The sequence below is a fragment of the Nocardia sp. PLKS1-43 genome (assembly GCF_059510335.1).
Genome location: NZ_JCAJZQ010000014.1, coordinates 1 through 17,015, shown reverse-complemented (window position 1 = coordinate 17,015; position 17,015 = coordinate 1). Strand labels below are relative to the sequence as shown.

At 63.0% G+C, this 17,015-nt stretch carries 13 protein-coding genes and 1 pseudogene; 11 read left to right on the top strand and 3 right to left on the bottom strand.

Going from position 1 to position 17,015, the window contains the following annotated elements; all coding sequences use genetic code 11:
* Positions 1 to 208: 208 nt before the first annotated feature.
* Positions 209 to 1,471 (top strand): hypothetical protein, encoded by a 1,263-nt coding sequence (locus AC5WS7_RS33635; RefSeq protein ID WP_495958660.1) that lies wholly within the window; start codon positions 209 to 211, stop codon positions 1,469 to 1,471.
* Between the two features lie 29 nt (positions 1,472 to 1,500).
* Entirely contained in the window at positions 1,501 to 2,361 is an 861-nt protein-coding gene (gene purU / locus AC5WS7_RS33630; protein WP_495958659.1) for a formyltetrahydrofolate deformylase, read from the top strand.
* Positions 2,362 to 2,395: 34 nt separating this feature from the next.
* On the opposite strand, the gene AC5WS7_RS33625 is transcribed toward purU, so the two are convergent.
* Together AC5WS7_RS33625 and AC5WS7_RS33620 are read right to left on the bottom strand one after the other, a co-directional pair.
* Complete coding sequence (locus tag AC5WS7_RS33625; RefSeq protein ID WP_495958658.1) at positions 2,396 to 3,058, bottom strand: response regulator; 663 nt, start codon at positions 3,056 to 3,058, stop codon at positions 2,396 to 2,398.
* 8 nt (positions 3,059 to 3,066) lie between these two features.
* Entirely contained in the window at positions 3,067 to 4,566 is a 1,500-nt protein-coding gene (locus AC5WS7_RS33620; RefSeq protein ID WP_495958657.1) for a GAF domain-containing sensor histidine kinase, read from the bottom strand.
* Between the two features lie 248 nt (positions 4,567 to 4,814).
* Between AC5WS7_RS33620 and AC5WS7_RS33615 the strand changes: the two genes are divergently transcribed.
* From AC5WS7_RS33615 to AC5WS7_RS33595, 5 genes are all read left to right on the top strand, one after another.
* A complete protein-coding gene (locus tag AC5WS7_RS33615) occupies positions 4,815 to 5,678 on the top strand; it encodes a bifunctional methylenetetrahydrofolate dehydrogenase/methenyltetrahydrofolate cyclohydrolase (protein ID WP_495958656.1) in 864 nt (287 codons plus the stop codon).
* Complete coding sequence (gene folP, locus AC5WS7_RS33610; RefSeq protein ID WP_495958655.1) at positions 5,675 to 6,544, top strand: dihydropteroate synthase; 870 nt, start codon at positions 5,675 to 5,677, stop codon at positions 6,542 to 6,544. Before AC5WS7_RS33615 ends, folP begins: the two co-directional genes overlap by 4 nt.
* Positions 6,545 to 6,945: 401 nt before the next feature.
* A complete protein-coding gene (locus tag AC5WS7_RS33605; RefSeq protein WP_495958654.1) occupies positions 6,946 to 9,237 on the top strand; it encodes an FdhF/YdeP family oxidoreductase in 2,292 nt (763 codons plus the stop codon).
* A gap of 747 nt (positions 9,238 to 9,984) precedes the next feature.
* Positions 9,985 to 12,093, top strand: a complete 2,109-nt coding sequence (locus AC5WS7_RS33600; protein ID WP_495958653.1) for a sensor histidine kinase — start codon at positions 9,985 to 9,987, stop codon at positions 12,091 to 12,093.
* A complete protein-coding gene (locus tag AC5WS7_RS33595; RefSeq protein WP_495958652.1) occupies positions 12,093 to 12,479 on the top strand; it encodes a roadblock/LC7 domain-containing protein in 387 nt (128 codons plus the stop codon). The genes AC5WS7_RS33600 and AC5WS7_RS33595 overlap by 1 nt, the downstream gene beginning before the upstream one ends.
* Before the next feature lie 196 nt (positions 12,480 to 12,675).
* Here the strand turns inward: AC5WS7_RS33595 and AC5WS7_RS33590 are convergent, their stop codons facing one another.
* Positions 12,676 to 12,888: a hypothetical protein gene (locus tag AC5WS7_RS33590; RefSeq protein WP_495958651.1), complete on the bottom strand. Its 213-nt coding sequence runs from the start codon at positions 12,886 to 12,888 to the stop codon at positions 12,676 to 12,678.
* A 294-nt stretch (positions 12,889 to 13,182) separates the two neighbouring features.
* Here AC5WS7_RS33590 and fdhD point away from each other — a divergent pair.
* The 4 genes and pseudogenes from fdhD to AC5WS7_RS33570 all read left to right on the top strand — a co-directional run bounded on the left by fdhD (position 13,183) and on the right by AC5WS7_RS33570 (position 16,376).
* A pseudogene (gene fdhD / locus AC5WS7_RS33585) lies at positions 13,183 to 14,027 on the top strand (formate dehydrogenase accessory sulfurtransferase FdhD).
* 533 nt (positions 14,028 to 14,560) lie between these two features.
* Positions 14,561 to 15,595, top strand: coding sequence for a porin PorA family protein (locus AC5WS7_RS33580; RefSeq protein ID WP_495958650.1), 1,035 nt, complete (start codon positions 14,561 to 14,563; stop codon positions 15,593 to 15,595).
* 88 nt (positions 15,596 to 15,683) lie between these two features.
* A complete protein-coding gene (locus tag AC5WS7_RS33575) occupies positions 15,684 to 15,878 on the top strand; it encodes a ferredoxin (RefSeq protein ID WP_495958649.1) in 195 nt (64 codons plus the stop codon).
* Between the two features lie 87 nt (positions 15,879 to 15,965).
* Positions 15,966 to 16,376 carry an SCP2 sterol-binding domain-containing protein gene (locus tag AC5WS7_RS33570; protein WP_495958648.1) on the top strand — a complete coding sequence of 137 codons (411 nt, stop codon included), beginning with the start codon at positions 15,966 to 15,968 and terminating at the stop codon, positions 16,374 to 16,376.
* Positions 16,377 to 17,015: the final 639 nt, after the last annotated feature.

The window sequence follows — 17,015 nt, the reverse complement described above, 5'->3', positions numbered from 1 at the left end:
CCCATGAGCGATACCTCATGAGACCGACCCTGTGATGCGTCAAATGACCTGATCGCTGCAGGTCACGAATCGTCGCGATCGGAGTCATCCGCGTATGTCGATCGAAGGTACATGCGCCCTAGCGTGAGTAGACGGATCAGGCGTTCGATCTTTCTTTCGTGTGCGCCTACAGGCGAAAGGGTAAACAATGACGTTCACTGTCGACGGGATGCGAACTGCGCCAGAGGTATACGCGTGGAGCCGGTTCGGCCAACCCGAATACACGGACTGGCTCGACGAGAGTATGTCGTGGAAGCAAACCTGCTATATCGGCGACTGGTCTTTTCTGTGGCAACACCGGTTCACCGGCCCTGACGTCCTGCGTCTGTTCTCTGATATCTCTGTCAACAGCTTCGCGAAGTTCGACGATGGCCAGTCCAAGCACGTGATCCACACGAACAAGGACGGGAAAGTCATCCACGAGGGTGTCCTGACCAAATTCGGGGACGAGGACTTTGTGCTGCACGGCCGCGGCGGCTTCTGGGCGAGCTACCAACTGGGCCGCATCGCCTATGACGTGAAGGTTCAGCAGGAGGACTGGTTCATTTACCAGGTGTCCGGCCCGAACTCGGTGAAAGTACTCGAGAAGGTCAGCGGCGAGTCCGGTCTGCGCGATACCGGGTTCATGCGTCTGCACCCGATCATGATCGGTGGCTACAAGATCTGGGCGCTGCGGCAGGGCATGTCCGGTGAGATCGGCTTCGAGTTGCAGGGCCCGAAGGAGCACGGGCAGGAAATCTATGACCTCATCGTCGAGGCCGGGCAGGAGTTCGGGATCCGCAAGCTCGGTGGCCGGGTCGCGATGATCAACCACCTCGAGGCGTGCTTCCCGACCATCGCGACCGATTACATTCCGGCGATCTTCGACGAGGACATGGCTGAGTACCTCGACGTCTTCACCTCGTCGATGCCGTCGTTCGCGCAACCCGCGTACATCGCCGGTAGCTACGACGGGCGTGCGATAAGTGAGTACTACCGCAGCCCGGTCGAGCTGGGGTGGGCCCGCAACATCAATTTCGACCACGACTTCCTCGGCCGCGCCGCATTGGAGCAGGAGAAGACCAACCCCGGCCGTGTGATTCGCACTTTGGTGTGGGACGCCGATGACGTTCAGGACGTGTTCGCCTCGCTGTTCCGGCCGGGGGAGAACTACCCGTATATGGAAATGCCGCGTGATCAGCGGGGGTTCATGTGGGCGGACAAGGTGACCGCGGGCGACGATGTAGTGGGTGTCGCGACCTCCCGGGGATATAGCTACTACTACCGGCAGATGCTCTCGCTCAGCACGATCGACGTGGCGCACAGCGACCCCGGGACCGGGTTGACCGTGCACTGGGGACGCCCGGATGGGCCGCAGAAAGCAATCCGCGCGACCGTGGCGCCCGCCCCCTACAAGCCGGACCGCCGCCGTAGTGACCTTCGCACCGCATAATTCGCCCGAAGAATCGAAAGCCTGTCATGATGACCCACTCTTATGTGCTGACCTTCTCCTGTGATGATGAGCCCGGCATCGTCAGTGCCGTCTCGACGGCGCTGCTGCAACTCGGCTGCACGATCACCGACGCGCAACATTTCGATGACTCGCTCACCGGCCGGTTCTTCTCCCGTATCCAATTCGACCTGGTGCGCGCCGAGCTGGAGAAATCGGAGATCAGCGCCGGATTATCGCCGGTCCTGACTTCGTTCAACGCAACGTGGACGGTCACCGGTACCGAGGAGCGGATGCGTGTGCTCATCATGGCATCGAAGCTCGATCACTGTCTGGCGGACCTGCTGTACCGCTGGCGTACCGGAGAGCTCCCCATGGACGTCGTGGGAATCGTCTCGAACCACCCGCGCGAGGTGTACCGGAATATCGACCTCGGCGAGGTGCCGTTCCATCATCTTCCTGTCACCAAGGACACCAAAGAGGAGCAGGAAGCCAAGGTCCTCGTCCTCGTCCAGGAGTACCGGGTCGATCTGGTGGTCCTCGCTCGCTACATGCAGATCCTGTCCGATAACTTGTCCGCGAAGCTGAGCGGAAAATGCATCAACATCCACCATTCGTTCCTGCCCGGCTTCAAGGGCGCGAAGCCGTACCACCAGGCGCACGCACGCGGAGTCAAGCTGATCGGGGCAACCGCCCACTATGTGACCGGCGACTTGGACGAGGGACCCATCATCAGCCAGGATGTCGAACCTGTTAGCCACCGCGACACCCCGGATCTGCTGGTGCGGAAGGGCCGCGATATCGAACGCCGCGTCCTTGCCGCGGCAGTTCACCATCACGTGACCGGACGGGTCCTGACCAACGGTCACACGACGGTGGTCTTCGCCGACTGAGAGAGGGTGCCGCATCGGCTGGGTAATGGGACGATCAGAGCTGGACGAGCCCTTCGCGCACTGCGACCAGAGCGGCCTGGGTGCGCGAGTTCAGTTGCATCTTCGCCAGTACGTTGCACACGTGCGTCCGCGCTGTACGTTCGCTGATCGACAGCTCCTCGGCAATGGCCCGGTTGGAAAAACCCCGCCCGACAAGGACGAGAACGTCTCGTTCGCGCGTGCTCAGCGACCGGAGGCCGGCCACCGGGGTGATCATCTGATGGGTCAGTCGGCGCGTGACCGCAGCATCGAGGAACACCTCGTCACGAGTCGAGGCGCGGATCGCCGACTCGACCTCGGACGGGTCGGCGTCTTTGAGCAAGTATCCCGAGGCGCCGTTGGCGAGAGCGGTATGCACGCGCTCGGTCTCCCCGAAGCTGGTCAAAATCACGACCCGGACGCTCGGATATCGAGAAGCGATCTGTTTCGCCGTCTCCACTCCGTCCATTCGCGGCATGACGAGGTCGAGGAGCGCGACATCGGGTAGTTGTTCGTATGCCGACATGGCGGCCAGCTTCTCCAGCGCCTCGATGCCGTCTCCGGCTTCTGCGTCGACGACGATATCGTCCGTCGAGGCGAGGAAGCTGGCGATTCCGCGCCGGACGACGGCGTGATCGTCGATCACGAGGACACGAATGGTGGTGGTCGAGTCGTCCATCTGGGTCTCTACCTCGTCGCTCGGTCGGGATGTGGGGGCGGTAAGAGAGTCGCACTGACGCGTGTGCCTGGTGCCGGGCCGTTCGACGTGACATCGAGTTGCCCGGACCACCGGGTGACCCGCTCACGCATGGATGTCAACCCGTATCCGCCCGTCGTCGATGACATGTTCGTTGTCCCAACACCGTCGTCGACGACTTCGATACGGACGAGGCGGGGACCGTCGGATACCTCGATGTGCACGAGAACCGTCGATGGATCCGCGTGCTTGGCGGCGTTGTGCAACGACTCGCTGACGACCTGATAGACATCTTCGACGAAATCCGCACTTTCCTCGTCGAGCTCCGGATCGACCGACAAGTCGATGCGGATGTCGGTGCGCCGTGCGATCTTCTCGACGAGAAGCTGCAAGGCGGCGGAAAGACCCACCTCGGCGGATATCGAGGGTTGTAGAGCGAGTACGACTCCACGTAGATCGTGCTGAACTGCTCGGCTCAGTTCACCGATCTCGGCGGCGATCCGGCTGATGTCGGTGGTCAGCGCTTCGGGGGCTCCGATGCCCATTCTCTGCAATGCACGGGCTTGCATTCCGATCGAAAAAACCTGTTGGACAACAGAATCATGGAGATCACGGGCCAGTCGCTTGCGCTCTTCCCGGCGCACCGTGATCCGGTCGCGTTCCAACAACGTGGCGTAGTCGATTGCCAGAGAGGCTTGGTCGGCCATCGCCGTGAAGAAGTCCAGCGCGGTGCGTCCGGGGTGATAGGTGGGTTCCATGTACACGTTGAGCACGCCGACTGCCTTGCCCTGGGTCAGCAAGGGTGTGCAGACGAAGTCGTCCCACTCGAGCTGAGAGATGTAGGCGTGGATCGGCTGCCAATCGGGGTCGGCCAGCATTTCGGCTCGTCGGTGTGGGTACACGATCTGTTGTCCGTTGTCCGTGACTTCGTATGTGGCCAGCTTCGCGCCGCGACGATGTGAGGCGATGAGAAGGTCGAAAAAGGTCTGTACCTCGGCGAAGCCGGCCGCTCCCATAACTTGCAGTCGTCTGCTCGCCGGTGCCACGGTGATGAACTGGGCGGCGGCGACGCCCTCGGACTGGTGAACTTCCCATGCCATCGCATCGAGCACCGAGGTGGTGACCGAGCGTTGTGCCGCCATGTTCGCCGCCGTGCGTGCCAAGGCAGCAACGCGGCGTTGCCGACGCCGTTGATCGGTGACATCGCGAAATGTGACGACCGTTCCATCGGCTGTGCGGGAGCCGAGTTGATAGGACAGCATGGCGTAGTCCTCGAGACCGCCGTCCCAGTACCCCACGTGCTCGGCGTCGGTATCTGATCCTGGGGACTCGGGTGTGATCGCAAACGGGCTCTGCATGCCTCGCAGTTCAGCCGGTGCAGCGGCGCCGAGTATCAGAGCACCGGCGGAGTTCACAGCGGAGAACCGGCCGTCGTCATCGACAACCGCAACCCCGATTGCCATCGCGTCCACGATCGACCTGCCGTTCACTCGATCCATGGTAGGACGCCCCGGGGCAGGTACAGCAGCGGCTGGTACGTCAAATGACCTGTTCACACCCCCCTGGACCGGTCGTCACTTCACGTCGGACGCCGCTGTCGGCCGACGGCCGTCGCGCCTAGCGTCGATGGCGACGTAGAGCGGCGCGAACGCGCGCGCATTCCGGAGGTCACGTTTACCTGTGCGGGTCTGCGTCACTCTCGGAAAGGGGATGTTCGGTGAGCGCACTCTCGCCCACTATGACCGAGCCCACGGTGGTGCTCGACGGCAAAGCGGCAGCCAAGGACATCCGCGGTGAGCTGGCCGGCCGGGTATCGGCGCTGGCGGCCCGCTCGGTGCCGGCCGGACTCGGAACGGTACTGATCGGCGAGGACCCGGCCAGCCAAGCGTACGTTGCCGGCAAGCACCGCGATTGCGCCGAGATCGGTCTGTCCTCGTTCAAGATCAATCTTCCGGCGAGCGCGAGTACGGCGGATGCGCTGGCCGCCCTCGACGATCTCACCAGCGAAGCGGCGTGCACCGGATATATCGTTCAACTCCCACTACCGGCACATATCGACCGGAGCGTGCTCCTCGAGCACGTCGACCCGAACAAAGACGCCGACGGCCTACACCCGGTGAACCTCGGGCGACTGGTTCTCGGTGCTGGCGGGCCGGTGCCCTGCACACCCCGCGGCATCGTCGAACTCCTGCGCCGCTACAACATTCCCCTCGACGGGGCGGACGTTGTCGTCGTCGGATGCGGCATCACCGTCGGGCGGCCCCTCGGACTACTCCTCACCAGGCAAACCGAGAACGCCACCGTCACCCTCTGCCACCGAGGGACACGCGATATCCGCACCCACCTGCGCGGCGCCGACATCGTTGTAGGGGCAGCCGGTAGCCCCGGGCTCATCACGGGCTCCGACATCAAGCCGGGCGCCGCGGTTCTCGACGTAGGAATCACGCGAACCGAAGAGGGCATCGTCGGCGACATCGCGCCCGATGCTTGGGGAGTCGCGGGGTACCTGACACCTATGCCGGGAGGCGTCGGTCCGATGACTCGCGCCATGCTGCTGGCCAACGTCGTCGAAGCCGCCGAACGGAAGGCCCCGACCGCGTGACTTCCACGATCCCTGCGCAAGCCGCCGACCCGAAAACCTTCGCAACGACCGGGACCGGCCTTGCTGAACAGGCAAGCACGACCGTTCTCGGCATCCTCAATGTGACCCCGGATTCCTTTTCCGATGGCGGCCGATTTCTTGCCGCCTCCTCGGCGCTGGCCCATGGTCTTCGGCTCCACCACGCGGGCGCACATATCGTCGACGTCGGGGGAGAATCAACGCGCCCGGGCGCGCACCGGGTGTCCGGGCCGGTCGAGCGGTCACGCGTCATCCCCGTCATCGAGGAACTGGCGGCACACGGTGTCGTAGTCAGCATCGACACGATGCGCGCGGACACGGCGGTCGCGGCAACACAGGCCGGAGCCACCTATATCAATGACGTCTCCGGCGGTTGGGCCGACCCGAGAATGTACGCCGTAGCTGCCGAAACCGGGGTTCGGCTGATCATCACCCACTGGCATGACCGGACCACGCATATCACCCGATCGGTGGACGACATCGTGGCCCGAGTTCTCTCCGATCTCGACACCGCGGCAACTCGCGCGCTCGCCGCAGGCGTATCACGCGAATCGATCATCATTGACCCTGGATTGGGATTCGGCAAGAGCACCAACGACAACTGGGCCCTTTTGACCGATCTCCCACGGCTGTGTTCACTCGGATACCCAGTCCTGATCGGGGCATCACGCAAACGGTTCCTCGGCGCACTATTGAAAGAAGGCGCTGGAGACAGGGACATCACCGAGCGTGACACCGCCACCGCGGTAATCTCCGCGCACGCGGCGCGAGCTGGCGCGTGGGGCGTTCGGGTGCACGATGTGACAGGCACGATGGACGCGCTTCGCGTCGCCGACAAACTGAGATAGTCGAGCACGATTGTGCTCATACCGAACCATCTCCGTGTCGCCCCAGGCGAGCGACGTTGCGTTCTGTCCCTACTAACCGCCTTCGCCGCGGCATCCGCGGGCTTTGTGTTCGACAGTTCCGGCAACGACGCCAGCGAATGATGGGATGCGGCAGCATCGGTGGATCGAACGGCACTCGGCGCTGGTCGCGGATGACCGCAGAGGGAGAACGGGACCAGCAACTGGTCAAAGTTCTCGACAATATGTCCTCGTGTCATCTCGCAGCTGGCGACAGGGCCGTGCTGCACGAGCAGTTGCCAGAGCGGAGTGAACCGAAAGACGCCCGAACGCTCCCGTCCGGTAGCGCTCCCGACTCTCCATCACGTAGCTGCCTCAACGAAAGCGCTGACATGCCACGCCACATGCCCGACATCGACGAGACCGATGTCGTCGTTACCCACGAGAAGTCCTATGCGGCAGGTGTTCCTGCGGTGTTGGTGTCGTTACGCCGCGGGGTCGAGCAGATGGGACCGGTGCGCATGGCCCGGACGTTCTGGAAGCTGAACCAGCGCAAGGGTTTCGACTGCCCGGGTTGCGCGTGGCCGGAAACTCCCGGCCATCGCAAACACGCGGAGTTCTGTGAGAACGGGGCGAAGGCGGTCGCGGAAGAGGCGACCACTCGCACCGTCGGCCCGGAGTTCTTCGCCGCGCACCCGGTATCGGATCTGCTGGGCCGGACCGACTATTGGTTGGGACAACAGGGTCGGCTGACGCATCCGATGGTGCGGCTGCCTGAGGCGACGCATTATGAGCCGATCGGCTGGGACGCGGCGTTCGGGCTGATCGCGGGTGAGTTGCGGGCGTTGGCCTCGCCGGACGAGGCAGTGTTCTACACCTCCGGGCGCACCTCGAACGAGGCGGCGTTCGTGTATCAGCTGATGATCCGGGCGTTCGGAACCAACAACATGCCGGACTGCTCGAACATGTGCCACGAATCCTCGGGCAGCGCCCTTGTCGAGACGATCGGCATCGGCAAGGGATCGGTGTCGGTCCCCGATATCGAGAACGCCGACCTGATCCTGATCGCCGGCCAGAATCCTGGCACCAACCACCCCCGGATGCTGTCGACCCTGGAGAAGTCGAAGGCCAACGGGGCGAAGGTGATTGCGATCAACCCGCTGCCCGAGGCTGGTCTGCTGCGGTTCAAGGACCCACAGAAGGTGCACGGCGTCGTCGGCGACGGCGTGCAGATCGCCGACGAGTTCCTGCAGATCCGGATCGGCGGCGATCAGGCACTGTTCCAAGGGCTGGCGAAACTGGTCCTCGACGCCGAAGACGCCGCCCCGGGCACGGTTCTGGACCACGAGTTCCTGAACGGACATTGCGCCGGCTTCGCACAATGGGCCGACCACATCCGCCGCAGCGTGGATCTGGACACCATCGTGGCGGCCACCGGGCTCACCCTGGGCCAGATCGAGCGAACGGCAGCAGCCTTGATCGAGTCGAAGGGCACGATCATCTGCTGGGCGATGGGATTGACGCAACAGACCCACGGGGTCGCAACGATTCAGGACGCGGTCTCATTGCTGCTGATGCGCGGAATGATCGGCAAACCGGGAGCCGGGGTGTGCCCGGTGCGTGGGCACTCCAATGTCCAGGGGGATCGAACGATGGGCATCTGGGAGAAGATGCCCGACGCCTTCCTCGATGCCCTCGAAGCCGAATTCTCGATCACCTCGCCTCGCAAGCACGGCCTTGATGCAGTCGACTCCATCCGGGCGATGCGCGATGGCGCAGCCTCAGTGTTCATGGCGATGGGCGGCAACTTCGTGGCCGCTACCCCCGACACCGAGGTCACCGAGGCGGCGCTGCGCAACTGTGCGCTGACGGTGCAGGTGTCGACGAAACTGAACCGGTCCCATCTGGTGACCGGGCGCATCGCGCTGATCCTGCCTTCGCTCGGCCGGACAGACAGGGATGTGCAGAACGGCCGCAAGCAGCAAGTGTCGGTTGAGGATTCGATGTCCATGGTGCATCTTTCGCGCGGCAGCCTGCCGCCGGCCGGTGCGGAGCTGCGCAGCGAGGTCGCCATCGTGTGCGGGCTTGCAGAGGAGCTGTTCGGAGCCGACCACCCCGTACCCTGGCGGGAGTTCTCGACAGACTACGACCGGATTCGCGACTCCATTGCTCGGGTGATCCCGGCGTTCGAAGACTTCAATACCAAAGTCCGTCTGCCTGACGGGTTCGCACTGCCGCATCCGCCACGCGACGAACGCCGGTTCGTGACCTCCACCGGGAAGGCGAACTTCGTCGTCAATCGGCTGTCGTGGGTACCGGTCCCCGCGGGGAGACTGATTTTGCAGACCATGCGGTCCCACGACCAGTACAACACCACCATCTACGGACTCGATGACCGCTACCGCGGGGTGAAGGGTGGGCGGCGGGTGTTGTTCGTCAACGAACTCGACATCGCCGCACTGGGATTCGCCGAGGGCGACCGGGTGGATCTGGTCTCCGAATGGACCCTGCCGGACGGGAGTCTGCAGGAGCGGCGGGCCGCGGACTTCCGGTTGGTGCCGTACCCGACTCCGCAGGGGAACGTGGCCGCGTACTACCCGGAGACGAACCCGCTGATCCCGCTCGACCACGTGGCGGCGAAGTCGAACACCCCAGTGTCGAAGGCAGTCACCATTCGCCTCGAGAAGCGGGACTGAAGTCCACCGAAGGGCTCGCGAGACGAGAGGATGGTGCTATCGGTGCTGCTTGTGGACCCTTATTGATGAGGCATTGACAATGGTCCGGGTAGCGGCGCGCCGACCGATCAATTGCAGCAACGGTGGACAGGGCTGATGGCGTCGGGCCCGGCAGCCCAACCGTTTGAACATCGGCGGTGCCCTGATCTGGGGCGTCGATCAATGCTGAGGTCATGCGCCATCGAACATACGGACGGAAAGCATTGTGCCTCAGTTGATCTGGATGGGCATCGTGCACAACAACCATAGCCATTGATGGTCGTGCGCAGCGACGGGATCGTGCTTCGCCGCTCCCAACTATATGAACAGTGGTGCGAAATGGTCGGTGCTGGGGTGTGCCAGCTTCGCTGCCAGCGCTGGAAGCCGACTTTGGTGGTAGGTCGTCTCCAAGCTTCTCGGATGGGTTTCCCGGATTCACGTCCGGAATCCGGGTATTCCGGCGGCGGCTGGCGAGTTCTGTGGCGGCGGTTACGTTCGAGCGCAACCGAATTGCGAGGCCGTCATGAAAGAAGCAACAGGTTGTCATGTCACATTGGAGTGAAATCGACGCTGGGTTCGGTGGCTGTCCATCCCCTGGTGGTATCCCTCCCGTTTATCATCGCCGCTCGGGTTGCGGATGCGGGAACGTCCGTCGTGATCGCGTGATCGGCTGCCATGTGTGCTGAGATGCGCCGGCCACGGCGACGCTGGGGCATCGGACAGTGGCCGTTGCGCTGGAAGATCGGTGTCGTTCTTGTCGTTCCGATCTCTGTGGCGATCAGCCTCGGTGGGCTACGAATGCAGGAAAGGCTCAATGCCGCATCGGAATTCACCGTGACATCGGAACGGATACGACTGTTGCCGATGCTGGTGGAGCTCGATGGGGACGCCGCAATCGTCATGGGAACACTCGCACAGCGGACCCTCACCCCGGAGTTCCTCGACCGACTGGATTCCTCGATCGCAGCGTTGGAGCGAACGAAATCGGTGGCAGCACTCGGCTCGGATGCGGCGACCAACCTGACTCGCGCGCTCGCTGAAGCCAGCGGACTGAGCACCAGGGCCAGATTCGGTCCCACCGCCACCACAGCGGAACTCACTACCCAGCTCGCGCATATCCGCACGTCGCTGTCAGCAGTGGTTACCGCCATTGCCGATTCGTCGGCTGATCCCGTGCTGGCCGGAGAGACGGCGCGGCTCGAGGCGCTCTGGGCAGCGCAGAAGATCATCTCCGCTGAGGGGTTGACGGTCGTCGGTGCATCGGATGTGCTCGCAGGGAGATCAGCCGGTTCCCTCGGCGCCGAGGCCGCCGAATTGCTCGCCCAACTGCATACCGAATCGGCGATGCTGGATCAGGTTTCCGCTCGGTACCCATCGAATGATCCCACCGTCGCAACATTGTGCAAAGGGGTGACCGATCGGACCGTGATGCAACAACGGATCACTCAGCCCGACACCACGACCCGAGCTCTCGACGAGCTCAAATACTCGCTGTTCGCCAGTATCCGCGACTATGGGCAAGCCGTTGCGGCAGCCTCGGCAGGGTTGGAAGACGCGATTGCGACACAGGCCGGCGCTCTGCGTGCGGCCGCGTGGCGAGAGGGCGGTTTGGTCAGTGGAATGCTGCTGGCGGCAGTCGCACTCGCGGTTGCGGTAGCGCAGTCGGTGCTCGTGTCGCTGCGCCGTCTCCGGAACGAGGCTGTGCGCGTCGCTCACCAGGACCTGCCCGAGGCGGTCGAGCGGATCAAGAGCGGTACACCCGTCGCGGACGTGATCGCCCGTCCGCTCGACGCCGGTGCCCGCGAGGAGATCGGACAGCTGGCCGGTGCCGTGGACGACATCCACAGTCAAGCGGTGCTGCTCGCGGGTGAACAGGCACAGCTGCGTCGGCAGATGAACGACATTTTCGAATCACTGGCTCGCCGCAGCAGATCACTGCTCGATCTTCAAGTGCAGATGATCGAGGAGCTCGAATTCGAAGAGCGCGATCCCAAACGTCTGGAGAACCTGTTCCGGCTGGACCATGTGGCGACCCGGATGCGGAGATACGGAGAGAACCTGCTGATTCTCGCCGACGACAAGGTACGGCGCGTACGCCACATGCCGCCGATGCGGTTGCAGGACGCGGTCCAGGCGGCGATTTCACAGGTGGAGGAGTACCCGCGAGTCCGGATCGTCGGACCGTTGCCGATCGCATTGACCGGTACGGCGGCGGCCGACCTGGTGCACATTCTCGTCGAGCTGCTCGACAACGCCTTGCGGTTCTCATCGCCCGACACCAACGTCGAGCTGGATTTCGGCCGTACCGCCGACGGCGGTGCGACCGTCGAGATAGTCGATCAGGGCATCGGCGTTGGAGCCGAAGATCTCCGTGAGACGAATTCACGGCTTGCACACACGCCTCGGGCGGATGCCGACACCGCACGCAGGATGGGCCTGTTCGTCGTGGGCAAACTTGCTCACCGGCACGGTATGACGGTGAATCTCCGCTCCACCCTGGAAGCTTCGCGAAACGCGGGGATTACTGCAACGGTATCAATACCTGGTCATGCACTGACAGCGACTGATGCCGACCACACAGCCCCGTCGAAGTGGAAACCCAACCCGGCCGATCGCGTATCGATTCGGAATCCGAAGCGCCACGAACTTCCGCGGCGCCCGACCGCCCGCGCCTCGATTGTCCGTGGCTTCGACGGCAGGGGTGGCCAAGGTCCGATCCGTCGTTCACCGGAAGAGATACGTGAGCGTCTCATGCGTCAGCAGCGTGCTGTCGCGGCAGCGCTGTCGCACGTGCAACCGGCCGCCGGGATCTACGGCGACAAGATGAAGGAGAGCTGATGTCCGCAGGTGGCGCTCTGGACTGGTTGGTCGCAAACTTCACCCGTGAGATTCCCCATGTCGATCACGCGGCGCTCATCTCGACGGACGGGTTACCGATGGCCGTCAGCACACCGATGCCGCCCGAACGACTTGGTCAACTCGCGGCGGCCGCGGCGGCCATGGCCGCGCTGGCCGCGGGAGCGGCAGGATTGTTCGACGGGGGTCGTGTGCTGCGGTCGACGGTGGAGATGGGCCGCGGCTACTTTCTCCTCATGGGCGTCGGTGACGGCTCTCAGCTCATGGCACTGGTCTCGGAGGACTGCGACATCGGGCAGGTGGTGTACGAGATGACGCTGCTCGTCGAACGCGTGGGATCCGAGGTCCAAGCGTTGTCACGACGGTAGTGCCTTGCGGTGAGCGGTTTTCGAGTCGTCGAAAAGCTCGGGTGGTCGCTACGTTGGGCGCTGGTGCCGGGTAACCGTGTCGGGAGTTCTCCATGCGAGCCTCGGAAGGCGATCTCGCGTTCCGTCCCGGCAAACCGAATTCGTCTTCGTCTCCACCATTACGTGTCCGACAATTCCGGTAACGATGCCAGGAGAATCACGCGTCCGGCAATATCGGCATTTCGAACGCCGGTTCCGACGTGCGTTTGCGCGATGACTTCAGAGGGGAGAGGGCGTGGACAGCCTTGATTCGAGGATCCTCGAGATCGCGCATCGTTGGCCGTACGGTGGGCCGCCGGCCGAGGAAATCCTTGTCGATTTCGGTATGATGGAACTCCGGTTCGATCAGCATGTCGCCCGAATTCTGCACAGCGAGTCCGCGAGCCATCTCTCGCCTGGAGACCGGGCCATCCTGTTCAGCCAGCTTCTGGATAGGGATGAACGAAGACGTGCGAACAGTTCCCCTCGCTGCAACAGTCCGTCTCTCAACCGGACGACCGGTACCGCGTGGTGAAGGGAGAAACGTTGCCATCTCTGCTGCAGCGCGCGTTCCCGGTTATTGTTCGAACGCGACCGCGAACACCTGCCACCTCCGTGGGACACAGCACAGTCCAGCACAAATGACACTGGGGCAGGCTAGACAGTTATCGGTGAGGAATTCACAGTGGGCCGTGTAACGACGCGGCGACCGATCAGCCGCGTCAACGGTGGACAGTGGCTTATTCGCGCCGACACAGTAGTGGTTGAAGAACCCCTCGAGATCCGGGTGAACTCGGTGCCGTTGGCGGTGACGATGCGCACGCCGGGGTCGGATGTGGAGCTGGCGCAGGGATTTCTGCTCACGGAGGGCATAGTCAGAGACCGGGCGGATATCGCGTCGATCCGGTATTGCCAGAGCGTCGGCGAGGATGGGCGCAATACCTACAACGTCCTCGATGTCGACCTCGCCCCGGGGCAGACCTGCCCGACACCGGCATCGAACGCAACTTCTACACCACCTCGTCATGCGGGGTGTGCGGGAAGGCGTCCCTCGACGCGATCCGGCAGCGCACCCAGTACTCACCGGAGACTGACACGGTCCGGGTCGATTCGGTGACGATCGCGGGACTGCCGCACGCTCTGCGCGCGGCGCAGAAGGTGTTCGATACGACCGGCGGGCTGCACGGGGCCGGACTGTTCACTGCCGACGGCCAGTTGCTGGCGGTACGGGAGGACGTCGGACGACACAACGCCGTCGACAAACTCATCGGTTGGGCCGTCGAAGGGGACGGCCTGCCCATACGCGAAACCGTCCTGCTCGTCAGCGGCAGGGTGTCGTTCGAACTGGCGCAGAAAGCGGTCATGGCGGGTATTCCCATCCTCGGCGCTGTCTCCGCGCCGTCATCGCTGGCGATCGACCTCGCCCGCGAAGCAGGGCTCACCCTCATCGGGTTCCTGCGGGGCACCACGATGAACATCTACACCCATCCCAACCGTGTCACCGGGAATTCGGCCGTGGCGCCGTCCTGACTGCCTCCGGTAACGGCGGACGAGATGAGTTCGCTACCGCAGGCTCAGGATGGCAACGCCGAGACGGAGACCTTCCCGTCCGAGCTGGATCGCTCGCGGTGGGCGCGCGCCCAGCCAGGTCCTTCCTCCCGCGTAGCCCCTTGGTGGCCAGCACCCGGGTAGTGGCACCATTGTGGATCACTGACACGTTGCTGGTCGGCGTGTGCTGCTCGACGCCGAGGTGTTCGGACAACCTCCACCAGTCGCGTCCTGGGTGTGTCGTCAGACACAAAGTCGGGGTCACTGTGTCCGGCATCACGGCATCCTGGCGCGGCTTTGCGGCGATTTACCGGTATAGACGAACAGCCCTGGACCGCAGTGGTGGTTTCTCGGCAGTGTTCCGCGTGACCACGGTTGAGGGTCAACCCGACGAAACGACGGACTGTCTTCCCCGCCGCTGTTGAACGAATCGATGCCGCCCAATGGGCGGTCCGTTCCGAAGGCATCGGGGCGCGCCCTCGTCCACCGATCAAATACACATGAAGGACCGGTCGATGCTTGTCAGACGCTCTTCGAAGATTTTGCTGGCCATTGGCGTGTTGTTCATCGCTCTTGCCGCTCTTGTGCGGTTCGTGCTGGTGCCCACGCTGTCGAAACTACCCGGCGACCTCGATGTGAATCCCGTGTACGAGGGGACCGGAACTCTGCTCAACGCTAAAGCCCTGCAGGCCGGCGACATCGACCATGTGATTGTTTCCAACGCTCCCGTGCGGGTCGGTCGGCACATCTACGTGTCGAGCACCGACGGTGACACCGCGATCGCTCATGACAACATCACCCTCGAAGCGGCCGGGCTTTCCGTGCCGTCGAACCACACCTACGCCATCGACCGCAAGACGATGGATGCGGCGAATGGTAACGCCGCCGAGGGGATCGAACCCCACAGTGGCATGACCATTGCTCTTCCACTGCACCCGAACCCGTCGGCGAGCTACCACTACTACGACTCCACAACCAGAACAACGGTACCGATGACCTACCGTAACTCGGGCGCTGTCTCCGGACGTGACGTCCTCAACTACTCCGTCGAAGCGAAGGGTATTCTGCGCGATCCCGCAATCGCGGGGACCTTGCCGCCGACACTGCCCAAGTCACTGGTCGGATCGCTTGCACCCCTGCTTCCGGTAGATGTGCAGCACAGCCTTGGCGGTGCTCTCGGGCAGCTCCCCGATCCTGTTCCCTTCACATACACGGCGGACACCCACATCAACCTTGCCGCCGACCAGACCTTGGGATCGCCGATCGATGCGAAACTGAATCAGCAGATCGTCGCGAATGTTACCGTCGGCGGCCAGTTGGTTCCCGTCATGCCCGTCCTGTCCATCGACACCGCTCTCAACAAGCAGTCGATCAGCGACGCGGCAGCCTCGGCTGAGTCCCAGGCGATGCAGTTGAACCTGATCAGCGTGGTCGCACCGATTGTGCTCCTGGTCCTCGGCGTGCTGGCGCTGCTCGTAGGCATTTTGCGGAGGCGCCCGCGCGGAATCACCCAGCCTCCGGCACAGCGGGAAAATTTGTCGGTCCGCTAGCTGCGGATATGCACCCATCTACACACTCAGGCCGCGACAGTTGCTCGGTGTCTCCCCGAGCCGCCTGTGCAAATGAAGGGAACCGGGGATGGACATAATCGTCGACTACGACCGGTGCGAAGGGCACGGCGAGTGTGTCATCGCCGCACCCGAAGTTTTCGACCTCAACGACGACGGCGACGAGGTGATCATCCTGGACGACTCACCCGCAGATGCCTTGCTGCCGAAGGTAGAAACGGCGGTCAAGTTGTGTCCTGTCGCGGCTCTGCGAATCGCTGACTGAGCCGGATCATTTCCCATCCGACGTCGTGATCTGCTCCAGCAGAACCGACCTGGCAAGTAACACCGATCAGAGAGAAAGCAGAGAACAATGCCCGCATTTACCGATCCCGCCGATCTGCGGAAATTCGTCGGAGGCATCTTCGAAAAAGCCTACCTGGATGAAAAGCTCGGCCCCAAGCTCACCGCCACTGGCGCCGTTCTGCTCGTTTCGTGCCACGATCCCGCCTGTGAGGTCGTACTCGACATGCCCAACAACAAGGTCTACTCGAGTGTCGAGGAGGGTGGCGTCATACCGAACGCCACGCTGAAGATGAGTTCGGAGAACGCGAACAAGTTCTGGCAGGGCAAGCTCAACATGACAATGGCTCTGACTAAGGGCACCGTCAAGGCCGAGGGGCAGATCATGAAGGTGCTCAAGCTGGTCCCGAGCACCAAATTCCTGTTCCCGATCTACATCCAGGACCTCAAGGATGCCGGACGCGAGGACCTGATCGATTAGACGCCGGGAGCGGGGCCACTCGAACGACGCCTGATCAGTGATGGGGCCGGTATCTGTACCGGCCCCATCGTGATGCCCGCACCGGCCGGGGCCGGAACGTGTCTGGGCGATGCATAGTCGATCGTCATGTGCCGTTATGTCGAACGATCTCTCCATGTCCAAAAGAATGACATCAACGACATGCGAACATATGCCAGCGTGATCTGGCACAGCAATGCATGCGCCTGCGTCGATGTCGCCTCCCGTGCTCCCCGCACTAGCCCCCGCCGATCTGCCTCGGTCGGCGTAAGTTCAGGATTTTCGGCTGGCCGGTCTTCGTCATCGACGAACCCTGAAGTTACGCAATGGATTTCAAACGTGGAATACTAACGCGCATTGCTTGACCGCTACCTCCACGCGTATCGGCTCGACCAGGCAGTGACCTCCACCGACAACTATGACCTGTGCTCGGCTGGGCTTGTCGACCCGAATGGCTCCGTCGATGAATGAATGCCAGTGAATCGTCCACCTTCGGACCCTGTGCGGCCGAATCGGGACAGCACACCAGGGTCGACATTCCCCGATGGGGTCCGCGGACGCACACAAACAAATCGTCCGGTGTAGCGACAGCTACACCGGACGATTTGCATATGGCGCAGG